The organism is Armatimonadota bacterium (assembly GCA_031459765.1).
GTDB classification, from domain to species: Bacteria; Sysuimicrobiota; Sysuimicrobiia; order Sysuimicrobiales; family Kaftiobacteriaceae; genus Kaftiobacterium; species Kaftiobacterium secundum.
The window spans coordinates 46,183-64,231 of the sequence record JAVKHY010000011.1 but is presented as its reverse complement, the minus strand read 5'-3'; the positions used below and the strand labels follow the sequence as shown (position 1 = coordinate 64,231).

Here is an 18,049-nt window from a genome sequence, read left to right as displayed (position 1 = left end):
GGGGGGACTGCTCCGTGCCGCGCAGACTGAGCGCATCCGCATCTTCAATCCGGAGCGCGCCTGAGGCGGAGGCGCTCGGCCAGGCGCGCTCTCACGGCCAGCCACAGCACGCCGGGAATGCCCGCCGCCACCGGCCAGCGCCGCGGCTCGCGCAGCGCCCGATCCAGCCACTCCAGCCCCGCCCGCTGCAGCCACGGCGGACTGCGGCGGGTCCGCCCGGCGTAGACGTCGAAGGTCCCGCCCACCCCCATGCCCACGCGGGCCCCCGTGCGGGCCAGATGGGCGGCCAGCCAGAACTCCTGTCGCGGCGCGCCCAGCGCGACCAGGAGGAGATCCGTCCTCGCCGCCCTGATGCGGTCCACGATCCCCGGTTCTTCCGCCGGAGAGAAGTACCCGTGGGCCGTGCCGGCGACGGGGAGGCCGGGATGCCGCTCCCGCAGCCGGGCGGCCGCCGCCTCCGCGACGCCGGGAGATGCGCCGAGGAAGAAGACCCGGAATCCTTCCCGCGCGCACAGGGCGCAGAGACGGTCGGCCAGGTCCACCCCGGCCACCCGCTCCGGCAACCGCCGGCCGAGGATCCGCCCCACGAGCAGCGTCCCCATCCCGTCGGGGGTGACGAGGGCCGCGGCCTGGACCACCCGGCGGTACGCCTCGTCGCGCGCCGCCCGGCCGAGCATGGGCGCGTTGAGGGTGACGACCAAGTGCGATCCCCCTCCGCGGAGCAGGGCGTGCACCCGCTCCACGGCCTCGTCCATCGTCACGGGGTGCACTGGCACGCCCAGCAGGACGACCGCCTGGGGAACGGAACCGCTCACGAGGCCGGCGCGCCGAAGGCCCGGCCGATCACGTCTGCCAGGAGGCTGGCCACCTCCTCCGCCTCGCCGGCGTCGTCGGCTTCCACCATCACCCGGACCAGCGGCTCGGTCCCCGAGGGGCGCACCAGCACGCGCCCGCGTCCCCGGAGCCGTCGCTCCGCCTCGCCCACGGCGGCCTGCACGGCCGGATGGGCGCCGATCCCGTCGCGGACGGCCACGCGCACGTTCTTGAGGACCTGCGGGAAGCGCTCGATGGGCGCGGCCAGGTCGCTCAGCCTTCGGCCTGTCTCCATCATCACGTTGACGACCTGGACCGCCGTGACGAGACCGTCGCCGGTGGTGGCGTGGTCGAGGAAGATGACGTGGCCGCTTTGCTCCCCGCCCAGTCTGGCATCCAGTTCGCGCATCCGCTCCAGCACGTAGCGGTCGCCGACCCGGGTGCGCTCCAGACGGAGGCCGGCCCGGCGCAGGGCGAGTTCCAGCCCGAGGTTCGACATCACGGTCGCCACCACGACGTTCCCCGGCAGGCGGTTGGCCCGGGCCAGGTGCAGGGCGCACACTCCCATGATGGCGTCCCCGTCCACGATCCGGCCCGTCTCATCCGCCGCGATCACCCGGTCCGCGTCCCCGTCGTGGGCGAAGGCCAGGTCGGCGCCGTGCTCCCGCACGGCGGCCTGGATCACCTCGGGATGGGTGGAGCCGCAGTCCACGTTGATGCGGCTGCCGTCGGGCGCGGCGTTGATCGGGATGACGGTGGCGCCGAGCCGTTCCCAGACCAGCGGCGCCACCGGGCAGGCCGCGCCGAAGGCGCAGTCCACCACCACCCGCAGGCCGTCGCACCGGGCCGTGGCCAGGGAGGCCACGTAGTCGGCGTAGCGCTCCGCGGCGTCGGGCAGCACCTCGGTCCGCCCCACCTCCGCCCCGACCGCCCGGCGGAGGTCGTGGCGGTCCAGGGAGGCCTCGATGGCGTCCTCCACCGCGTCCGGCAGCTTGAAGCCGTCCGGCCCGAAGAACTTGATCCCGTTGTCCTCCACCGGATTGTGCGAGGCCGAGATGGCCACGGCCACCGCCCGGTGGACCCGGCCCAGGTAGGCCAGCGCCGGCGTGGGCAGGATGCCCGCCCGCAGCACGCGGCCCCCGGTGGAGCAGATGCCCGCGACCAGCGCCGCCTCCAGCATCTCCCCGGACAGCCGGGTGTCGTGTCCGATGACGAAGCGGCCGCCGGCGTCGCCCAGGACGTGTGCGGCGGCGCGGCCGACCTTGAAGGCCAGCTCCGGGGTGAGGTCCACGTTGGCCACCCCCCGAATTCCGTCGGTCCCGAACAACCGGCCCATGCTAGCCGCCCCTGCGCACCGTCACGGTCACGCCGGCCGGGGTGATGTTGAGCACCTCGACCTGGGGCGGGGCCTGCACCCTGACCTGCGCCCGCTGCCGCCCCACGGTCGCCTCCAGGCCGTCCACGCGGGCCGTGAAGTCCGCCGCCCGCAGCCGGTTCACCACCGTCACCGGCCCCTGCACCTCCACGGCGACGCGGTCCGGCTGGACCTCGGCCACGTACCCCCCGGGCAGGGGCGGCACCTGGACGGGGATTCCCCGCACCGTCGTCACGGCCACCGCCGGCACGATCTGGACCGCCACCCGCACGCGGCCGCCGACCTGCGTGCCGGGAGGCGGCAGGACGGCGACTTCCTGCACGAAGTCGCGCGTCTGTCCCCCGATATTCACCGGCTCCGTGGACACGGACTGAATGGGGGCCAGGACCGCCGGGGGACCGGTCAGCGTCACCGTCAGCGGGGTGACGCGGATGCCGAGCAGGCTGTAACCGTAGGCCGGCTCGCCGGTGATGGCCGGGACCACGGCCACGACTTTGGTCGTCGCCTGGGGCGCCGGAGTGATCCGGGCCGAGGTCACGTAGGCCCACAGGGCCACGCTGATGAGGAAGGACAGCACCAGCAGCAGGGTCTGTTCGTTGATGCGCCGGAACCTCATCGTCGCGCCGCCACCCGCCACCACCGCCAGCGGACCCGGCCCCCCTGCGCTTCGGGGGTGAACAGCTCCAGCAGCGAGGCCTTCAGCTCTTCCTCGGAGAGCCCGCGGATCAGTTCGCCGTCGCGGGCCAGCGAGATCGTCCCCGTCTCCTCCGAGATGACGATGGCCACGGCGTCGGTCTGCTCGGAGATGCCCACCGCGGCGCGGTGGCGCGTGCCCAGCGTGCGGCTGAGACCGGGGTTCTCGCTCAAGGGGAGCAGGCAGCCCGCGGCCATGACCCGGTTGCCCCGGATGATCGCCGCCCCGTCGTGCAGCGGCGAGTTGGGGAAGAAGAGGTTGATGAGGAGCTGCACCGTGACCACGCCGTCCACCTTGATGCCGGTCTCGATGAAGTCCGTGAGCCCGGTGCGACGCTCCAGCACGATCAGCGCCCCGATCTTCCGCAGACTCAGCACACGCCCGGCCCGCGAGAGGTCGTTGGCCAGGCGGATGGCCTCCTCGCGGGCCAATCCGGGCGGGGCCAGCCCGGTGACCAGCACGCCGCCCCGCCCCAGCTGTTCCAGCATCCGGCGGAGCTCGGGCTGGAAGAGCACAAGGAGGGCGAGCGGGATGACGGCCCCCAGGTATTCCAGCAGCGACTGCAGGGTGTGCAGCTGCAGCCACCGGCTGATGGCGTAAACCAGGAGCAGCACCCCCAACCCCGTCACCAGCTGCACCGCCCGGGTGCCGCGGATGAGCAGCAGCACCTGGTAGACGAGCACGGTCACAATCAGGATGTCCAGGATGTCCAGGAGCCGGATCTCAACGGGCATGAGGCCTCGCCGCTAGAGTATCATCGCCAGCAGTCCCTTCTGTGCATGCAGCCGGTTCTCGGCCTGGTCCAGGACGATGGCCTGGGGACCGTCCAGCACCTCCGCGGTGATCTCCTCTCCCCGGTGCGCCGGCAGGCAGTGCATGACCCTGACCGGCCCCCCGGCGGCACGGAGGAGGGCGCCGTCGACCCGGTACCCGGCGAAGGCGCGCAGCCGCTGTTCGCGCTCGGCCTCCTGCCCCATGCTCACCCAGACGTCGGTGTAGATGACGTCGGCCCCGCGCACCGCCTCGTAGGGGTCGGGCATGAGGACCACCGCCCCCTCCCCGCCGATGGCCCGGGCCCGGGCGACCACTTCCCCCGCCGGCTCATAGGCCGGCGGGGTGCTCACGGTGATCCGCAGGCCGACCTTGGCCCCGCCGAGGAGCAGCGAGTGGAGCACGTTGTTGCCGTCGCCCACCCACGTCAGGCGGATCCCCTCCAGTCGCCCGAAGTGCTCTTGAATGGTGAGCAGGTCGCCCAGCGTCTGGCAGGGGTGTTCCCGATCCGAGAGCCCGTTGATGACGGGCACCGAGGCGTGGTCGGCCAGCTCCTGGACCGTCCGGTGGGCGTAGGTGCGGGCCATGATCGCCTCCACCCACCGGGAGAGGTTGCGGGCCACATCGGGGACGCTCTCCCGCGTGCCCAGCTGGATGTCCTGCGGGGCCAGGTAGACGGCCTGGCCGCCCAGCTGACGCATCCCGACCTCGAAGGTCACCCGCGTGCGCAGCGACGGCTTCTCGAAGATCATGGCCAGCGTCTTCCCCGCCGCCACCGGCGGCTGCTCCCCGGCGCGCAGGCGCGCCTTGAGGTCGGCGGCCCGCGCCAGCACGGCCTGCAGCTCCTCCCGGCTGAGGTCGTCCATGGAGAGCAGATCGCGCCCCCGGAGCATCTCCGCAGCCATCTTCAACGTCCCTCCTGCCACTCCCGCAGGATGTCCTCGAGGTCCGGGCGGGTCCGCTCCTCCAGCTCGTAACGCACCCGGACGGCCGGGGCGGCCAGCGTCATCAGGCGGCGCAGATCCACCGGCGTGCCGATCACCACGACCTCCGCCCCGGCCCGCTCGATCGTCTCCCGCAGTTCGCGCACCTGCTCCGGGCCGTACCCCATCGCCGGCAGCACCGGCCCCAGGTGCCGGTACTCCTCGAACACCTCGCGGATGCTGCCCACCGCATGCGGGCGTGGATCGACGAGCTCTCTGGCCCCGTGGTTGCGGGCGGCCAGGGTGGCCGCGCCGAAGGCCATCCCCCCGTGGGTCAGGGTGGGGCCGTCCTCCACGACGAGGACCCGCCGGCCGCGGATGAGTGCGGGGTCGTCGACGCTGACCGGGGAGGCGGCCTCGACGATCACGGCCCGCGGATTCACCCGGGCGGCGTTGGCGCGCACGACCATCACGTCGTCCGGCCGCGCCGTGTCCACCTTGTTGATGACCAGGACGTCCGCCATGCGCAGGTTGGTCTCTCCGGGGTGGTAGCGGAGTTCGTGCCCGGCGCGGTGGGGATCCAGGACGACGATGTGCAGGGACGGGCGCAGGAAGGGGAAGTCGTTGTTCCCGCCGTCCCAGACGATGACCTCCGCCTCGGCTTCGGCCCGGGCCAGCACCTCGGCGTAGTCCACGCCGGCATAGACAATGGTCCCCTGCAGCAGGTGCGGTTCGTACTCTTCGCGCTCCTCGATGGTGGCGTCGTAGCGATCCAGGTCCTCCAGCGTGGCGAAGCGCTGGGCGCGCTGACGGACGAAATCCCCGTAGGCCATGGGGTGGCGGATGACCGCGACGCGCCGGCCGAACCGCTTCAGGACGGCCGCCACGCGGCGGGTGGTCTGGCTCTTCCCGGCGCCGGTCCGCGCCGCGCCGATGCTCACCACCGGCACCCTGGACGCCAGCATCGTGTCCCGGGGACCGAGCAGGAGGAAGGAGGCGCCGCAGGCCGCGGCCCGGCTGGCCAGGTGCATCACGTGCTCGTGGGAGACGTCGCTGTAGGCGAAGACCACGTCGTCCACCCGGTGCTCGCGGATCAGCCGCTCCAGGTCCTCCTCGGGGTAGATGGGAATGCCCTGCGGATAGCGCTCCCCGGCCAGCGCCGGCGGATAGACGCGGCCCTCGAGGGCCGGGATCTGCGTGGCGGTGAAGCCCACCACCTCGTACTCCGGCCGCGTCCGGAAGAAGACGTTGAAGTTGTGGAAGTCGCGCCCTCCGGCGCCGAGGATGAGGACGCGACGGACCGCCGACGACCTGGGCTGTCCCACATCCCTGCTTCTTCTGGAAAGCGGGGCCTCCACCCCTCCCCCGTCCACCACCGGCGCCCGCCGGTTGACGGAGTGCCTCCAAACCAATAGAGTGGTAGACTCCCGCGGTCAGGGGGCGAGCAGGCGGCGCGCGCCGAGGTAGCGGGCGGCGTAGTAGGCGTCGGCCAGCGGCGAGACGACCACCCGGCGGGCACCCGAGGAGGCGTGGATGAACCTCCCGTCGCCGATGTAGATGCCCACGTGGGACGGCCCGGGCGCATAGGTGGTGAAGAATACCAGGTCGCCCGGCAGGAGGTCTTCGCTCTTCACCGGCGTCCCCATCCGGAAGTAATCGTAGGAGCGCAGGCGCGCCAGATCCGGCAGGCGCGCCCCGAAGATGAGGTAGACGAAGCCGGAGCAGTCCACGCTCTGCGCGGAGGTCCCGCCCCAGCGGTAGGGCACGCCGAGGTAGCGCATCGCGTCCCGCACAATGTCCGCGCCGCGGACGAGGGCGGCGGGGGCCGGCGTCGCGCGCGGGAGGGTGCGCAGTTCGTCGTCCCTCACCCACCCCTCGTCGCCGTCCGGCAGCCGCACCTGGTACCAGCCGTCGGTGCGGGCCAGCACCCGCAGCGGCGTCTCCGGAGCGACCAGCGTGATGGCCACGAGGTACGACTTCGGACCGCTGCGCAGCCGCAGCGCCTGCGCGGCCCGGACCTCATCGCCGACCTCCACGGAGAGCGGGGTCCGGAAGGGGCGCGGCGCCGGACGGGAGGGCGCCGTCGCCGGCGGCCGCGGCGCGCCGGGGGTGGACGGCACCGGGCGCTCGCCGGGGATCGTCAGGACCTGGCCGGGGTGGATGAGCTCCGAGCGCAGCCCGTTGGTCGCCTGCAACGCGGCCACCGTGGTGTCGAAGCGCCGGGCGATGGCGAAGAGCGTATCGCCGCGCTGGACGCGGTAGGAGCGGGCGACGGCCGCGGCCCTGGGGATACCGGGGCGCGCGGCGGCCGCGGAGGTCAACGCCGCCGGGCGCATCGAGGATGCGGGAATGGTGAGGACCAGGCCGGCCCGGATGCGCTCCGGATCGACGATGCCGTTGGCCCGAGCGATCGCCTCGACCGTGACCCCATAGCGCAGGGCGATGCGGAAGAGGTTCTCGCCCGGGCGCACGACGTGAGTGACCGGACCGCCGAAGGCGGGCCCGGCCGCCGCCAGGAGGGCGGTGAGGACGAGCGGGAGGAGCGTGGCGGCCAGAGCGTTGCGCATCGAAGCCTCGGCGGTCGTGGTACCAGTGCTGTGCCCGACCCCTGACGCCCGGTAGACCTCGCCGACACACAAAAAGAGCAGAGACCCGGATCACCGGGTCTCTGCCTTCCTCCACCTCTCCCGCAGGACGACAGTTACCGCTTCGAGTACTGGAACCCCTTCCGCGCGCGCTTGCGCCCGTACTTCTTGCGCTCCTTCATCCGGGGATCCCGGGTGAGCAGCCCGGCCTTGTGCAGCGGCGACCGCAGCGCGCCGTCGGAGGCGGCCAGGGCCCGGGCGATCCCGTGGCGCAGCGCGCCGGCCTGGCCGGAGATGCCGCCGCCGACGACCGTGGCCACAACGTCGAACCGGCCCTGGGCCTCGGCGGCAACCAGCGGCTGTTCCAGCATGGTCAGCAGCGCCGGACGGGAAAAATACTCCTGGGCCGTCTTGCCGTTGACGATGATCTTGCCGCTGCCCGGGAGCAGGCGCACCCGGGCCACGGCATTCTTCCGGCGTCCGGTCCCGCTGGCCACCGTCTCCACGGCCACGTCAGTTCACCTCGTCTCCGAAACCATCGCCGGCTGCTGCGCCCGGTGCGGGTGCTCGGCGCCCCGGTAGACCTTGAGCCGGCGGATCATCCGGTCGCCCAGCGGCGTCTGGGGCAGCATTCCCCGCACCGCGTCGGTGATGACCCGCTCCGGCCTGGTCTTGAGCAGACTGCCCAGCGTCCGGGCCTTCAGCCCTCCCGGATAGCCGCTGTGCCGGTAGACGATCTTGCGCTCGGCCTTGCGCCCGGTCACCCGGACCTTCTCCGCGTTTACCACGATCACGCCGTCGCCGGCGTCCAGATGCGGCGTGAACAGCGCCTTGTGCTTGCCGCGCAGCAACGCGGCCACCCGCGTGGCCAGCCGGCCGAGGACCTGCCCGTCGGCGTCCACGACGTACCAGCGCCGCGTCCGGCGGTACTCCCGGGGCAACATCGTTTTCATGGCAACGGCCCATTCTACCGTGGGGCGAAAGGCGCTGTCAATCAGACAAACCCTCCACGAACCCCCGCACCGCCTCCAGATACGGCCCGACCTGCTCCAGGATGCGGCCGATCGCCTCATGGATCTTCCGATAGTCGATCTCGTTGTACTCGTGGGCCAGGCGATTCCTCAGACCGGCCGCCGGGGCCAAGGCGGCGGCCAGGTCCGGTGACAGGACGCCGAGGGCGGCCAACCTGACGAACGACTCGTAGAAATCCTTCGGCGGCAGCCCGGCCACCTCGGTGATCAGATGATAGTTGATGTCGATCATGCGGCCGATGATCCGCTCGAGCAGTCGCTCGGCTACCAGCCGATGCGTCCTGCTGGCGAGGAACTCCGTTGCCGGCAGCCTGCGCAGAGGCTCCAGATCTTTCAGATCTTCAAGGATCAGGGCGATCTTCCGCGTGACCAGGATCCGGTCAACGGGCATGGCGCAGGCGGGCGACGCCCCGCTCTACGGCGTCGGCCTCGAGGTCAAAGAACCGCATGTAGTCCACGAATCGGCGCCAGGCGTAGATAGCGTACCGTGTCCACTCGCTCCGCTCTCCGTAGAGCAGCCGGCCAGCCCGCGTGATCTCCCACGCCAGCAGGGGGTCTGCGCGATGCAACCAGACCACGTCGACGATCCGGTCGGGAAAGAGCGCCTGCAGGTCGGCGCCCAGATCCTCTTCCCTGTGGTCGGCAGGTCTGTCCACCAGCACGGCGAGATCAAGATCGCTACCCGGATGGACCTTCCCCTTCGCCCGTGAGCCGAAGGCGATGACGAGGCGGACGTCGTGACGCCGCGCCACCTCGGCCAGCGCCCGGTCCGTCTCTGCCGCCCTTGGGAGCGGCGCCCGGGCATTAGAGTGATCTTCGGAGATCATGACACCGCCTCCCTTGAGCCACGTCGCGCCCGACCGTGGCATCAGTCTACCACGGCGCCGGGAGCGCCGCGCCCGGACAGCGGGCGCTCAGGTCAGCTCGATGGCCGAGGAGTCGCCGACGTTGACCCGGGCGGGCCGGCCCTTGACCACGGCCCGTTCGCCGACGATGGAGCGTTCCAGCAGGGCGTCCGCCACCTCGGCGTAGGCGTTGACGATGGAGTCGCGGATCACCGAGTGAGTGACGCGGGCGCCTTCGGCGATGGAGACGTAGGGGCCGATGACCGACCCGCTGATCTCCGCCGCCGGGCTCACATAGGACGGGGGGATGACCACGGTGGCGTCGGCGGCCCGCGGGGGGTGCGGGGGGACCATCTCCAGCAGCTCGTGGTTGGCCGCCAGCAGCGACTCCGCCGTCCCGCAGTCGTACCAGTGGTCGATGGGGAAGGTCCCCATCGGCTCGCCGGCGTCCACCATCAGCTGCAATCCGTCGGCCAGCCAGAACTCCCCCCGGACCCGCCGGTCCTCGCGCACCAGCCGCTCCAGCGCCGCGGCCAGCGCCGCGGAGTTCCAGATGTGGTAGACGCCGATCAGGGCCAGATTGGAGGTGGGGTGCTCGGGCTTCTCGATGAACCGCCTGATCCGGCCCCGCGCGTCCACCTCCACCACGCCCAGACGCCGGGGATCGTCCACCGGCTTTACCCCGGCCAGCGACTCCCGCCGGGCGAGGAGCCCGGCCAGGTCGCCCTTGATGATCGTGTCGCCGAAGATCAGGACCACGGGCGAGCCGTCCAGGTGCGCCCGCGCCACGTAGACGGCATGGCCGTTGCCCAGCGGCTCCTCCTGCACCACGAAGTGCAGGCGGAGGTGGCCGTACCGCTGGCGGGCGAAGGCCTCGATCTTCTCCCCCAGGTAGCCCACGACGAGGACGATCTCGTCCACGCCCACGGCGGCCAGCTCGTCGATGATGTGGGCCAGGATGGGCTTGCCGGCCACGTGCATCAGGGCCTTGGGCTGGGTGTGGGTATGGGGCCGCAGCCGCGTGCCGTACCCGGCCACGGGGATGATCGCTTTCACGGACCGACCTGCGCCGGGGGCGCCCCCTCGGTGCGCACCAAAGCGGCGCGGGCCTGGGAAAGGAACTTGTAGTTGCTGTACTCGCTGGCCGTGTAATCCTGGATTTCGCCTCGTTCGATCGCGCCCTTGATCTCCGCGATTCCGTCGCGTACCGTCCGCAGCGGTCGGTAACCGAGGGTCCGGGCAATCTTGTCGCAGGAGACCCGGTAGTTGCGCCGTTCCCCCCCGCTTTCCCGCGTGCGCACTTCGGTGCCCGGGACCAGAGCCATGATCATGGCGCCGAGATCCTTGATCTGGTAGTTCTCCGCCGTGGCCCCGACGTTGAACACCTGCCCTGCGATCAGCGTGGCCGGCACTTCCAGGCAGCGCAGGATGGCGCGTGCCGCGTCCTCGACGTGCACGAAAGGACGCCACTGGTCGCCGTCCACGATGGTGATCCGGTGCTCCAGTACGGCCTGGGCCGCCAGCAGGTTGACCACCAGGTCGAAGCGCGGGCGATAGGAGAGGCCGTAGAGGGTCCCCAGCCGCAGAATCACCGGTGAGAACTGTCCGTCGGTCATGCCCAGGAGGATGGCCTCGGAATCCAGTTTCGACTTGGCGTACAGGGAGATGGCGTTAACGGGAGACCGTTCATCCAGCAGGCCGTCACTCGCTCCGTACACGCTGCAGGTGGAGGTGAAGACGAACCGCCGGACGCCAACGCCCCGGGCCACCTCGGCGATCAGCCGCGTCGCGGCGACGTTGACCTCGAGGGTGACCTGGGGTTCCAGGTCTCCGGCCGGATCCCCGACGATCGCTCCGAGGTGGGCCACGGCGTCCACATCCTGCATGGCCCGAACGACCGCCTCCACATTGCGGAAGTCACCCTGGAGGAACTCAAAATTGGGGTGCGCCCGCAACTCGCGCATCGCCTGATCGCCGTACAGCAACATGTCCAGGACACGAACGCCATACCCACGGTCCAGCAACTGGCGCACCAGCGCCGAGCCGACGTACCCGGCTCCGCCGATAACCAGCACCCGCCGGACGGACGCATCCTCCCGCAGCCGGAGCAGCCGTGCCTCGCGGTGCGACACCTCAGCCCAGGCGACCGCGAGTACCCGTGCCCCGCCGACGAACAGCAGGGTCAGCAGCCACCCGCCGATCCAGATTCCGCGCGGAACGGCCGGGACCACCCGCAAGTACGACAACAAGGCCAGCAGTATGTAAATCAGGGTAACCGCCTGAGCGACGACGACGGCCTTGTACCGGCCCCGGTAGACGCGGCCGTACGTGTAGAAACCGCTGAGGGCGAAAATGGCCAGGGCCAAAAGGGTGAGGACCGGGCTCAGGAAAGCGAGGTGCCGTGCCTCCTCGGTGATCAGCCACCGCACCCCGGGCGGATTCACGGCCAGCACGTAAATGACAAGGCGTAACGTGTAAGCCAGCACCAGCGCGGTGTTCACCAGCAGCGTGTCCGCCAGCAGCCGCAGCACGGTCCCCCGGTTGAGTCTGCGCATCGTCAACTTTCCGTCACCGCCTGTCGTCGGTCCCGCGCCACGCGCGCCAGCAGCGCCTCGCACTGATCCAGGACGACGCGCCGGGCATACCGGCCCAGGAACACTTCCCTGGCGCGCCGTCCCATCTCCTGTCTCGTCGCCACAGACAGGCGGCGGAATTCCAGCACCGCATCAGCCAGGGCGCGCGGCTGCGCCGGCGGGCAGACCAGTCCGGCTCCGGCGGCGCGCACGACCTCGGCGCCCGCGCCGTCGAGGGCAGCCAGGATCGGCTTGCCGCAGGCCATGTAGGCGTAGACCTTCGCCGGCACGCTCAGGCGAAAGATCGGATCTCCGCTGAGATGCACCAGCAGCACGTCGGCCAGCGCCAGCAGGCGCGGCATCTCCTCCGGCGGCCGCTGTCCGGGAAAGGTGATGTTCGTCAGTCTCCTGGCTTCCACGTCTCGGATCAGGCGGGCCCGGTCCACGCCGTCCCCGACGATCACGAACCGCACGTCCGGATGATCGCCCAGGAGCGCGGCGGCCTCGACCACCGTGGACAGGTGCTGCACAATCCCGATCTGTCCGGCGAACATCACGGTGAATCGGCCGGCCACGCCCAGCTGCGCCGCCAGGGCCGGGTCCGGCGGGAGGGGCCGGTAGAGCACCTCGTCTACCCAGTCCGGGATGACCCGGAGTCTGGCGCGGGGGACGCCCGCTGCGGCCAGGTGCTCTCCGATCGCGGAAGTCACCGGCGCCACCACCGCGGCGTGCCGGTAGGCGAACCGCGCCAGACGCCGGAGCATCCGCACGGGGAGGCCCTCGCGCAGCATACCCGCGGCGACGATTGCCTCGGGCCAGAGATCGCCCACGGCGAAGACGTAGGGCACATGGCGCAGCCGTCCGATGACATACGCCGGGATGGCGATGGTCAGCGGCGGATGAATGACGAACATCGCGTCTGCCGGCCCGGCGAAAATTGGACCGAGTACGGCGGCCATGGCCATGAACGATCCGTAGTTGGCCAGACGGCGCAGGGCCGAGGCGCTGTGATCTGGATAGAGGGCGAGCCGGACGACGCGCACGCCGTCGATCGTCTGAACCGTCCAGGGACGGATCCGATACCCGTCGTACAGCCGGCCTGTAGGATAGTTGGGGAAGCCGGTGATGACCGTCACCTGGTGACCGCGGACGGCAAGTCCCTCGGCGAGCTCGTGGGCTTTGGGCAGCGGCTCCGGCTTGTAGTGCTGGGTGAGGATGATGACCCGCATCTACAGCCCATCCCCACGGTAGGCCCGGCTCACATCCATCGGGTAATCCTGCGGGCGATGGCCGGCGAACCTCCCGGAGGAGAGCCTGGCCGCCAGATCGTCGACAATCCGCTCGGAGGCCCGACCGTCGCCGAAGGGGTTGGGCCAGGTCTTCCCCCGGAGGCGCGTCAGCCGGTCGAGGACCGCCTCCACCGAAAACCCGGCGGCATCGCCCGGATCGAACTTCACGCACGCCCCGACGTCATAGACCTGGGGCCGCTCCGTGGATCGACGCATCTGCACCGACGGGACCTGGAGGATGCAGGCCTCCTCGACCACGGTGCCCGAATCGGTGAAGACACCGCGCGAGTTCGTCATCAGGGTGAGGAACTCTTCGTAGCCGATCGGATCGGCCAGGATGACGGTCTCCGGCAGCGTCAGCCCGAAGGTCTTGATCATGCGCTGTGTCCGATAGCTGGCGGCGAAGTAGACAGGCGCGTCGGCCGCGCCGGCCAGGGCCAGGACCCGCGCTAACGCCGCCCTGTCCTGGACGTTCTCCCGCCGGTGGCAGGTCATCAGATAGTAGTGATGGCGCCGGAGACCGCGCGCCTGGAAGAATCCCGGGGAGGCCACCGCCTCGAAATGTTCCCGCCGACCGAAGTAGTAGCGGGAGAGCACGTCCACGATGGGGTTGCCCGTCACGACGATCCGTTCGGGGCTCAACCCCTCGCGCTCGCCCTGCCGCTTGTATTCTTCCAGGTAGGCGTAGATCACGTCGGCCAGATGGTCCACGATGGTCCGGTACTTCTCCTCCGGCATCCGCCAGTCGTAGGAACGCATACACCCCTCGATGTGCACCACCGGGATGTTGAGCTGGGCCGCGGCCAGGCACCCCATCACGGTGTTGGTGTCGCCCAGGAAGACCGCGGCCTCCGGGCGCAGCCACTCAAGGACCGGCGCAAGGGCGATCACCAGACGGCCCACCAGCTCGGCGTCGTGCTCGGCGGAGATGCCGAGCTCGATATCGGGCGCGGGGACACGGAGCTGCCGGAAGAAGACATCCTTCAGGTTGTCCGAGTAGTGCTGTCCCGACCAGATGAAGGTGTACGGGACGCCGCGCTCGCGCAGGAACTCCAGGATGAGGCTGGCCCGGATGACATCAGGCCGAATCCCCAGGACGACGGCCAGTCCGCCGGACACCGCTACGACGGCGTCGGCTGGGGGACGGCCACCATGCCGGCCAGCCGGTAGTCGAAACGCCCCAGTTCCCGGATCATCTCCGGCACCGTCGGAGGGGTGACATATCCCGCCTGCGCCCACAGCGCTGCGTTCGTCGCGGGGTCGGTCGTGGCCAGCGTCCGGTCGATCACGTCCTTCGCATCGACTTCACGGATGGCAATATCCTGTCGGCCGTACACTTCGGAAAAGACGTGCAGCATTTCGGCCTTGGTCAGCGCGCCGCCGGGGACGAGATGGTGCAGCGGGGGGAGGGGAAGACCTGAAGTGATCACTCCCAGGCACACCCGCGCGAAGTGCAGGGTCGTCACCCCGTTCCAGCGGTGGTTCCGGTACCCCTGCACGCTCGCGCCCCTCGGCTGGCGCACGAACCACTCCAGCAGGAACTTGTAGTCCTTCGGTTCCGGCCCGATGATCGAGCACCGCAGGTGGTGCACACCCGGCAGGTGGGGCTCGCCCAGGCTCTTGCTCTTGCCGTAGACGTCCAGCGGATCGTGGGGGTCCGCCTCGGTGTAGGCGCCGCGCCTGCCGGAGAAGACGCAGTCCGTGGCGATCTGAATCATGCGTCCTCCCGCCGAGGCCACCGCTTCGGCAAGGGCATACGGGAGGAGGCTGTTGATCTGCAGGGCCCGCAGCACCTCCGCCGGATGGTCGTCGCGGATCAGGGGCTTGGTGATCCCGATACAGTTGATGACCCAGCTTCCCGGCCGCTGCCCGGGCAGCGGCGCGCGGCGCGGATCCCACGTCGCCGCATCGAACCGGAGCCATTCCACCGAAGGCAGGCGCTCCTGCGCCGCCGCCCTCAGCCCCTCGTCGCGCACCGTGGCGGTCACGGCCAGATCCGGCGCACGCGCCAGCACATCGGTGACCATCGACCCCAGCATGCCCGAAGCCCCCAGAACCAGCACATGGGTCATCTTACCGCTCCTCCACCGTCCAGATATCCCAGTACCGCGCCGGGAATCGGATGTCGTCGTGACGGCTCTCCTCCAGCGTCGCCGTGGAAAAGAACAGCAGCGTGGTATCGTCGGTCAACGACATAAAGCCGTTGGCATATCCCGGCGGGATGTAGAGCACGGCCGGCTTCTGCGCCGAGAGCACGTAGCGCCAGACCTTCGCTTCGGGCGAGGGCTTTTCCCAGTTGTCGATCGCCACCGCGCCGACGACCGCCGCACCCTGCACCGCCAGGACGTACTTCGCCTCCCGCCGGTGGCCGTGCCAGGCGCGGACGAACCGGGCCGCGTGGTTGCTCACCATGTAAAAGCGCTTCACGCCGTCGAAGGAAAAGTCGTTTACGAATCCGACCTTTCCCCGGTCATCGACGGCCACATCTCCCTGGAGCAGTCGTGGAGTGTCCATTCGGTCAACCGCTCTCCTCAATTCGTCGTACGCTCTGCCGCTGTGGCCAGGGCCTCACGCGTCCGCCGTGCCACCTCCGACCATCGGAACGCCTCGGCCCGACGCCGACCCGCTTCGGCCAGATGTCGTCGCACACCTTCATCGGTGGCCACCGTCCGGAGGACCCCGGAGATGGCGGTGACGTCATAAGGGTCGAAATATGCGGCCCCGTCCCCGCAGACCTCGAGCAGCGCCGGGATCCGCGCAACCGCCACCGGCCGCCCGTAGGCCATCGCCTCGAGGGCCGGAAGCCCGAAGGACTCCAGCAGTGACGGCATGACGACGGCCAGGGCGCCGTCGTACAGCGCGCGCAGCGTCGGGCCTTCGACGTAGCCGACCTGACGGACACGGTCCGCGACCCCATGACGGGCGATGGCCTCGCCGACAGCCCGCCCCGCCCAGGATTGTTCGATCCCGCCGGCGACCACCAGGATCACGTCCGGGAGCTCGGCGCGGGCAAAGGCTTCGATCAACCGCGGATAGTTCTTCGTGCTCTTCACCGCGGAGACCGCCAACAGGTACGGGCTTCGGACCCCGAGCGCCCGACGGCACTGCTCCCCCTCAGCTGGCGGGGAGGTCTCTCGATCATCCGGCGCGCCGAGCGGGATGACGTCCACGGGCCGGTCGTCTGACCTGACCCGCCTCCGGATGAGGTCCCTGGCGAATCCCGAGACCGCAATAACAGCGCTGGCGCGGCGCAAGGACATGGCGGTCAGCGCGCCGAGGCCGCGCAGCCGCAACCGATACGACCACGGCATCTCGCCTTCCAGGCCGACCAGCGGTTCAACGTTTTGAATCGTAACAACGGTCGGGATTTCCGTCCACAGCGGGCCGACGTTGTTGGGGGCGAGGATGACGTCCACGCGGCGGCGGGCAAACAGCGCGGGGAGGGTGCGCTGTTCGAGCCAGATCCGGTGGGCCAGACCGCGCGGATCCAGCGGAACCGCCTCAAAGGATCGATCCTTTCCCCGCAGACGGGCGAGGACCTGCGAATGAGCGGCGACGACGCACTCCGGCGGCGCGGGGAGGCGGGAAAAGTGCGTCAGGAGGTTGGCCAGGTAAGTGAATCCCCCGCCGCCCTTCGTGGCAAGCGCGCTGATCCCCACCCGCAGGGGACGGAAGCCTGAGCGATCAACTCCTCGGGACTGCAAAGGATCCACCGTCCTGCCGCGGCGCTATTCCCGCCCCGTGAACGGCTTGAGGGGGTTGCCCTTGTGCCGGACTCCGCCCTGCCGCCAAGCCAGGCGGAGCGCAGACTGCACGAGCGCGAAGGCGCCGAGAGCCACGAGGGTCTCCGCCATGAACACCATCCAGAGGTAGGGGAAACTCATCTGGCTGACGGCGTTTGCCGTCAGCACCCCGAGCAGAGCGACGAGGAACCGGCTGCTCGTCACCCTCGCCGCGAGAGCCTCGACGGCGGTCAACGCCGCCGTGAAGAAGCACATGCCCGCCAGAACGATCGCGACCGACCCGCTGTAATAGAGAATCGCCGGGGCTCCCGGCAGGGTCAGGTAGATGAAACCGTCCCGAGCTTCGTACGGTGAACCCGCCAGTTTCTGGTAGATGGAGTGCACGCCTCGTTTGGGGTCTTCCCGTATGCCCTCGACCAACAGGGCGAGACTGCGTTGGGTGCTCGCGGACACCGAGAGCAGGCCCTCCAGGCCCACCCATCGGGCGACAGGCAGTGTCAGCACCTGCCGGGCCATCTCATTGCCGTCGAGGGTTCCCCGAGGGAGCACGTACGTGGTCATTCTGAAGACCGAGACCAGCGTCAGGCTCAGCGCCAGGGTGGCCGTAAGCACAACCGGGAGCCGCCAGCGCCACGTCTGCACCAGCTTCCTCAGCTGGCCCGGGCGGTGCAGGGCAAGCGCGCACCCGTAGGCCGCGAACAAGAATATGGTGGTTCCCCGGCTCGCCGTGGAGACGGAGGCGACAAGGGCCAGGAGGCAGACGCTCCAGACGAGTGGTGCAAATCGTTCCGGGCGGCGGGCCAGCTCCCACTCCGCCAGCAACGTCCAGGCCAGCGGCCCGCCGGCGAAGACCATCCAGGCCACGACGGCGTTCAGGCCGGGCGGCAAGGTGAGTTTGGGGACCACACCAATCTGGAAGAAGGCGAACCGGAAGTTCACCAGATAGAGGATCAGGGTCAGAAAAGCGGCAAGGGCCCAGATCTCGACGGGACGCCCGTGATACCAGCCGGGTCCGGCGGACGGCGGCGCGTCGCCCACCACTTTGCGGCGGACGGCCAGGAGGTACCCGAGCCTGAACAAAGCCGCCCCGGCGGCTGCGGCGGCGGCGGCGGTGAGCGCCCTGTCCCACTGCGCGGGCGAGTAGTCGAAGGCCCCCACCGGCTCCGCAAAGCGAAATCCGAGGAGCAGATGGGCCATGAGCTTCACCCAGAAACCCAGTACCATGAACCCGGTCAGAAACACGTAGGCGTCCACGTAGGGAGGCAGAACGGCCAGTATCGCCAGGACGAAAAATGCCAGATGGAAGGCGACGAGCACCCATAAACTCCCCGGGTAGCGTGGCAGCGATCCCGCAACCAGGAGCACGACGGCGGCGAGCACGAGCACCCGCGGGACCGTTCGCCGGTC

General features: G+C 70.1%; 19 protein-coding genes. All 19 read right to left on the bottom strand.

Annotated elements, in window-relative coordinates; translation table 11 throughout:
• Positions 1–44: 44 nt before the first annotated feature.
• Positions 45–815 carry a WecB/TagA/CpsF family glycosyltransferase gene (locus tag QN141_11635; protein MDR7559126.1) on the bottom strand — a complete coding sequence of 257 codons (771 nt, stop codon included), beginning with the start codon at positions 813–815 and terminating at the stop codon, positions 45–47.
• Positions 812–2,149 carry a phosphoglucosamine mutase gene (glmM, locus tag QN141_11630; protein MDR7559125.1) on the bottom strand — a complete coding sequence of 446 codons (1,338 nt, stop codon included), beginning with the start codon at positions 2,147–2,149 and terminating at the stop codon, positions 812–814. Before glmM ends, QN141_11635 begins: the two co-directional genes overlap by 4 nt.
• Before the next feature lies 1 nt (position 2,150).
• Positions 2,151–2,804, bottom strand: a complete 654-nt coding sequence (locus QN141_11625) for a CdaR family protein (protein MDR7559124.1) — start codon at positions 2,802–2,804, stop codon at positions 2,151–2,153.
• Positions 2,801–3,616 carry a diadenylate cyclase CdaA gene (gene cdaA, locus QN141_11620; GenBank protein ID MDR7559123.1) on the bottom strand — a complete coding sequence of 272 codons (816 nt, stop codon included), beginning with the start codon at positions 3,614–3,616 and terminating at the stop codon, positions 2,801–2,803. Before cdaA ends, QN141_11625 begins: the two co-directional genes overlap by 4 nt.
• Positions 3,617–3,628: 12 nt before the next feature.
• A complete protein-coding gene (gene argF / locus QN141_11615) occupies positions 3,629–4,558 on the bottom strand; it encodes an ornithine carbamoyltransferase (protein ID MDR7559122.1) in 930 nt (309 codons plus the stop codon).
• A gap of 2 nt (positions 4,559–4,560) precedes the next feature.
• Positions 4,561–5,901: a cyclic 2,3-diphosphoglycerate synthase gene (locus tag QN141_11610; protein ID MDR7559121.1), complete on the bottom strand. Its 1,341-nt coding sequence runs from the start codon at positions 5,899–5,901 to the stop codon at positions 4,561–4,563.
• 108 nt (positions 5,902–6,009) lie between these two features.
• Complete coding sequence (locus QN141_11605; GenBank protein MDR7559120.1) at positions 6,010–7,143, bottom strand: LysM peptidoglycan-binding domain-containing protein; 1,134 nt, start codon at positions 7,141–7,143, stop codon at positions 6,010–6,012.
• 134 nt (positions 7,144–7,277) lie between these two features.
• Complete coding sequence (rpsI, locus tag QN141_11600) at positions 7,278–7,673, bottom strand: 30S ribosomal protein S9 (protein MDR7559119.1); 396 nt, start codon at positions 7,671–7,673, stop codon at positions 7,278–7,280.
• 6 nt (positions 7,674–7,679) lie between these two features.
• Complete coding sequence (gene rplM / locus QN141_11595) at positions 7,680–8,114, bottom strand: 50S ribosomal protein L13 (GenBank protein MDR7559118.1); 435 nt, start codon at positions 8,112–8,114, stop codon at positions 7,680–7,682.
• A 37-nt stretch (positions 8,115–8,151) separates the two neighbouring features.
• On the bottom strand, positions 8,152–8,583 hold the full coding sequence (locus tag QN141_11590; protein ID MDR7559117.1) for a DUF86 domain-containing protein: 432 nt from the start codon (positions 8,581–8,583) through the stop codon (positions 8,152–8,154).
• Positions 8,573–9,019, bottom strand: a complete 447-nt coding sequence (locus QN141_11585) for a nucleotidyltransferase domain-containing protein (GenBank protein ID MDR7559116.1) — start codon at positions 9,017–9,019, stop codon at positions 8,573–8,575. The genes QN141_11590 and QN141_11585 overlap by 11 nt, the downstream gene beginning before the upstream one ends.
• Before the next feature lie 87 nt (positions 9,020–9,106).
• Positions 9,107–10,093: a sugar phosphate nucleotidyltransferase gene (locus QN141_11580; protein MDR7559115.1), complete on the bottom strand. Its 987-nt coding sequence runs from the start codon at positions 10,091–10,093 to the stop codon at positions 9,107–9,109.
• Positions 10,090–11,592, bottom strand: coding sequence for an NAD-dependent epimerase/dehydratase family protein (locus QN141_11575; protein ID MDR7559114.1), 1,503 nt, complete (start codon positions 11,590–11,592; stop codon positions 10,090–10,092). The genes QN141_11580 and QN141_11575 overlap by 4 nt, the downstream gene beginning before the upstream one ends.
• Before the next feature lie 2 nt (positions 11,593–11,594).
• Positions 11,595–12,839: a glycosyltransferase family 4 protein gene (locus QN141_11570; GenBank protein ID MDR7559113.1), complete on the bottom strand. Its 1,245-nt coding sequence runs from the start codon at positions 12,837–12,839 to the stop codon at positions 11,595–11,597.
• On the bottom strand, positions 12,840–14,018 hold the full coding sequence (locus tag QN141_11565; protein ID MDR7559112.1) for a UDP-N-acetylglucosamine 2-epimerase: 1,179 nt from the start codon (positions 14,016–14,018) through the stop codon (positions 12,840–12,842).
• 2 nt (positions 14,019–14,020) lie between these two features.
• Positions 14,021–14,971 carry a sugar nucleotide-binding protein gene (locus tag QN141_11560; GenBank protein ID MDR7559111.1) on the bottom strand — a complete coding sequence of 317 codons (951 nt, stop codon included), beginning with the start codon at positions 14,969–14,971 and terminating at the stop codon, positions 14,021–14,023.
• A gap of 1 nt (position 14,972) precedes the next feature.
• Positions 14,973–15,413, bottom strand: coding sequence for a dTDP-4-dehydrorhamnose 3,5-epimerase family protein (locus tag QN141_11555; protein ID MDR7559110.1), 441 nt, complete (start codon positions 15,411–15,413; stop codon positions 14,973–14,975).
• 17 nt (positions 15,414–15,430) lie between these two features.
• The gene (locus QN141_11550) at positions 15,431–16,558 is read right to left on the bottom strand and encodes a glycosyltransferase family 1 protein (GenBank protein MDR7559109.1); all 1,128 of its coding nucleotides are present in this window, start codon (positions 16,556–16,558) and stop codon (positions 15,431–15,433) included.
• Positions 16,559–16,627: 69 nt separating this feature from the next.
• Positions 16,628–18,028, bottom strand: coding sequence for a hypothetical protein (locus tag QN141_11545; GenBank protein ID MDR7559108.1), 1,401 nt, complete (start codon positions 18,026–18,028; stop codon positions 16,628–16,630).
• Between the last annotated feature and the right edge of the window lie 21 nt (positions 18,029–18,049).

Coding starts and splice junctions, on each gene's coding strand:
- QN141_11585 (MDR7559116.1), bottom strand. CDS start 9,019: ATGATCTCCGAAGATCACTCTAATGCCCGGGCGCCGCTCCCAAGGGCG.
- argF (MDR7559122.1), bottom strand. CDS start 4,558: ATGGCTGCGGAGATGCTCCGGGGGCGCGATCTGCTCTCCATGGACGAC.
- QN141_11605 (MDR7559120.1), bottom strand. CDS start 7,143: ATGCGCAACGCTCTGGCCGCCACGCTCCTCCCGCTCGTCCTCACCGCC.
- cdaA (MDR7559123.1), bottom strand. CDS start 3,616: ATGCCCGTTGAGATCCGGCTCCTGGACATCCTGGACATCCTGATTGTG.
- QN141_11555 (MDR7559110.1), bottom strand. CDS start 15,413: ATGGACACTCCACGACTGCTCCAGGGAGATGTGGCCGTCGATGACCGG.
- QN141_11560 (MDR7559111.1), bottom strand. CDS start 14,971: ATGACCCATGTGCTGGTTCTGGGGGCTTCGGGCATGCTGGGGTCGATG.
- QN141_11570 (MDR7559113.1), bottom strand. CDS start 12,839: ATGCGGGTCATCATCCTCACCCAGCACTACAAGCCGGAGCCGCTGCCC.
- QN141_11575 (MDR7559114.1), bottom strand. CDS start 11,592: ATGCGCAGACTCAACCGGGGGACCGTGCTGCGGCTGCTGGCGGACACG.
- glmM (MDR7559125.1), bottom strand. CDS start 2,149: ATGGGCCGGTTGTTCGGGACCGACGGAATTCGGGGGGTGGCCAACGTG.
- rplM (MDR7559118.1), bottom strand. CDS start 8,114: ATGAAAACGATGTTGCCCCGGGAGTACCGCCGGACGCGGCGCTGGTAC.
- QN141_11590 (MDR7559117.1), bottom strand. CDS start 8,583: ATGCCCGTTGACCGGATCCTGGTCACGCGGAAGATCGCCCTGATCCTT.
- QN141_11625 (MDR7559124.1), bottom strand. CDS start 2,804: ATGAGGTTCCGGCGCATCAACGAACAGACCCTGCTGCTGGTGCTGTCC.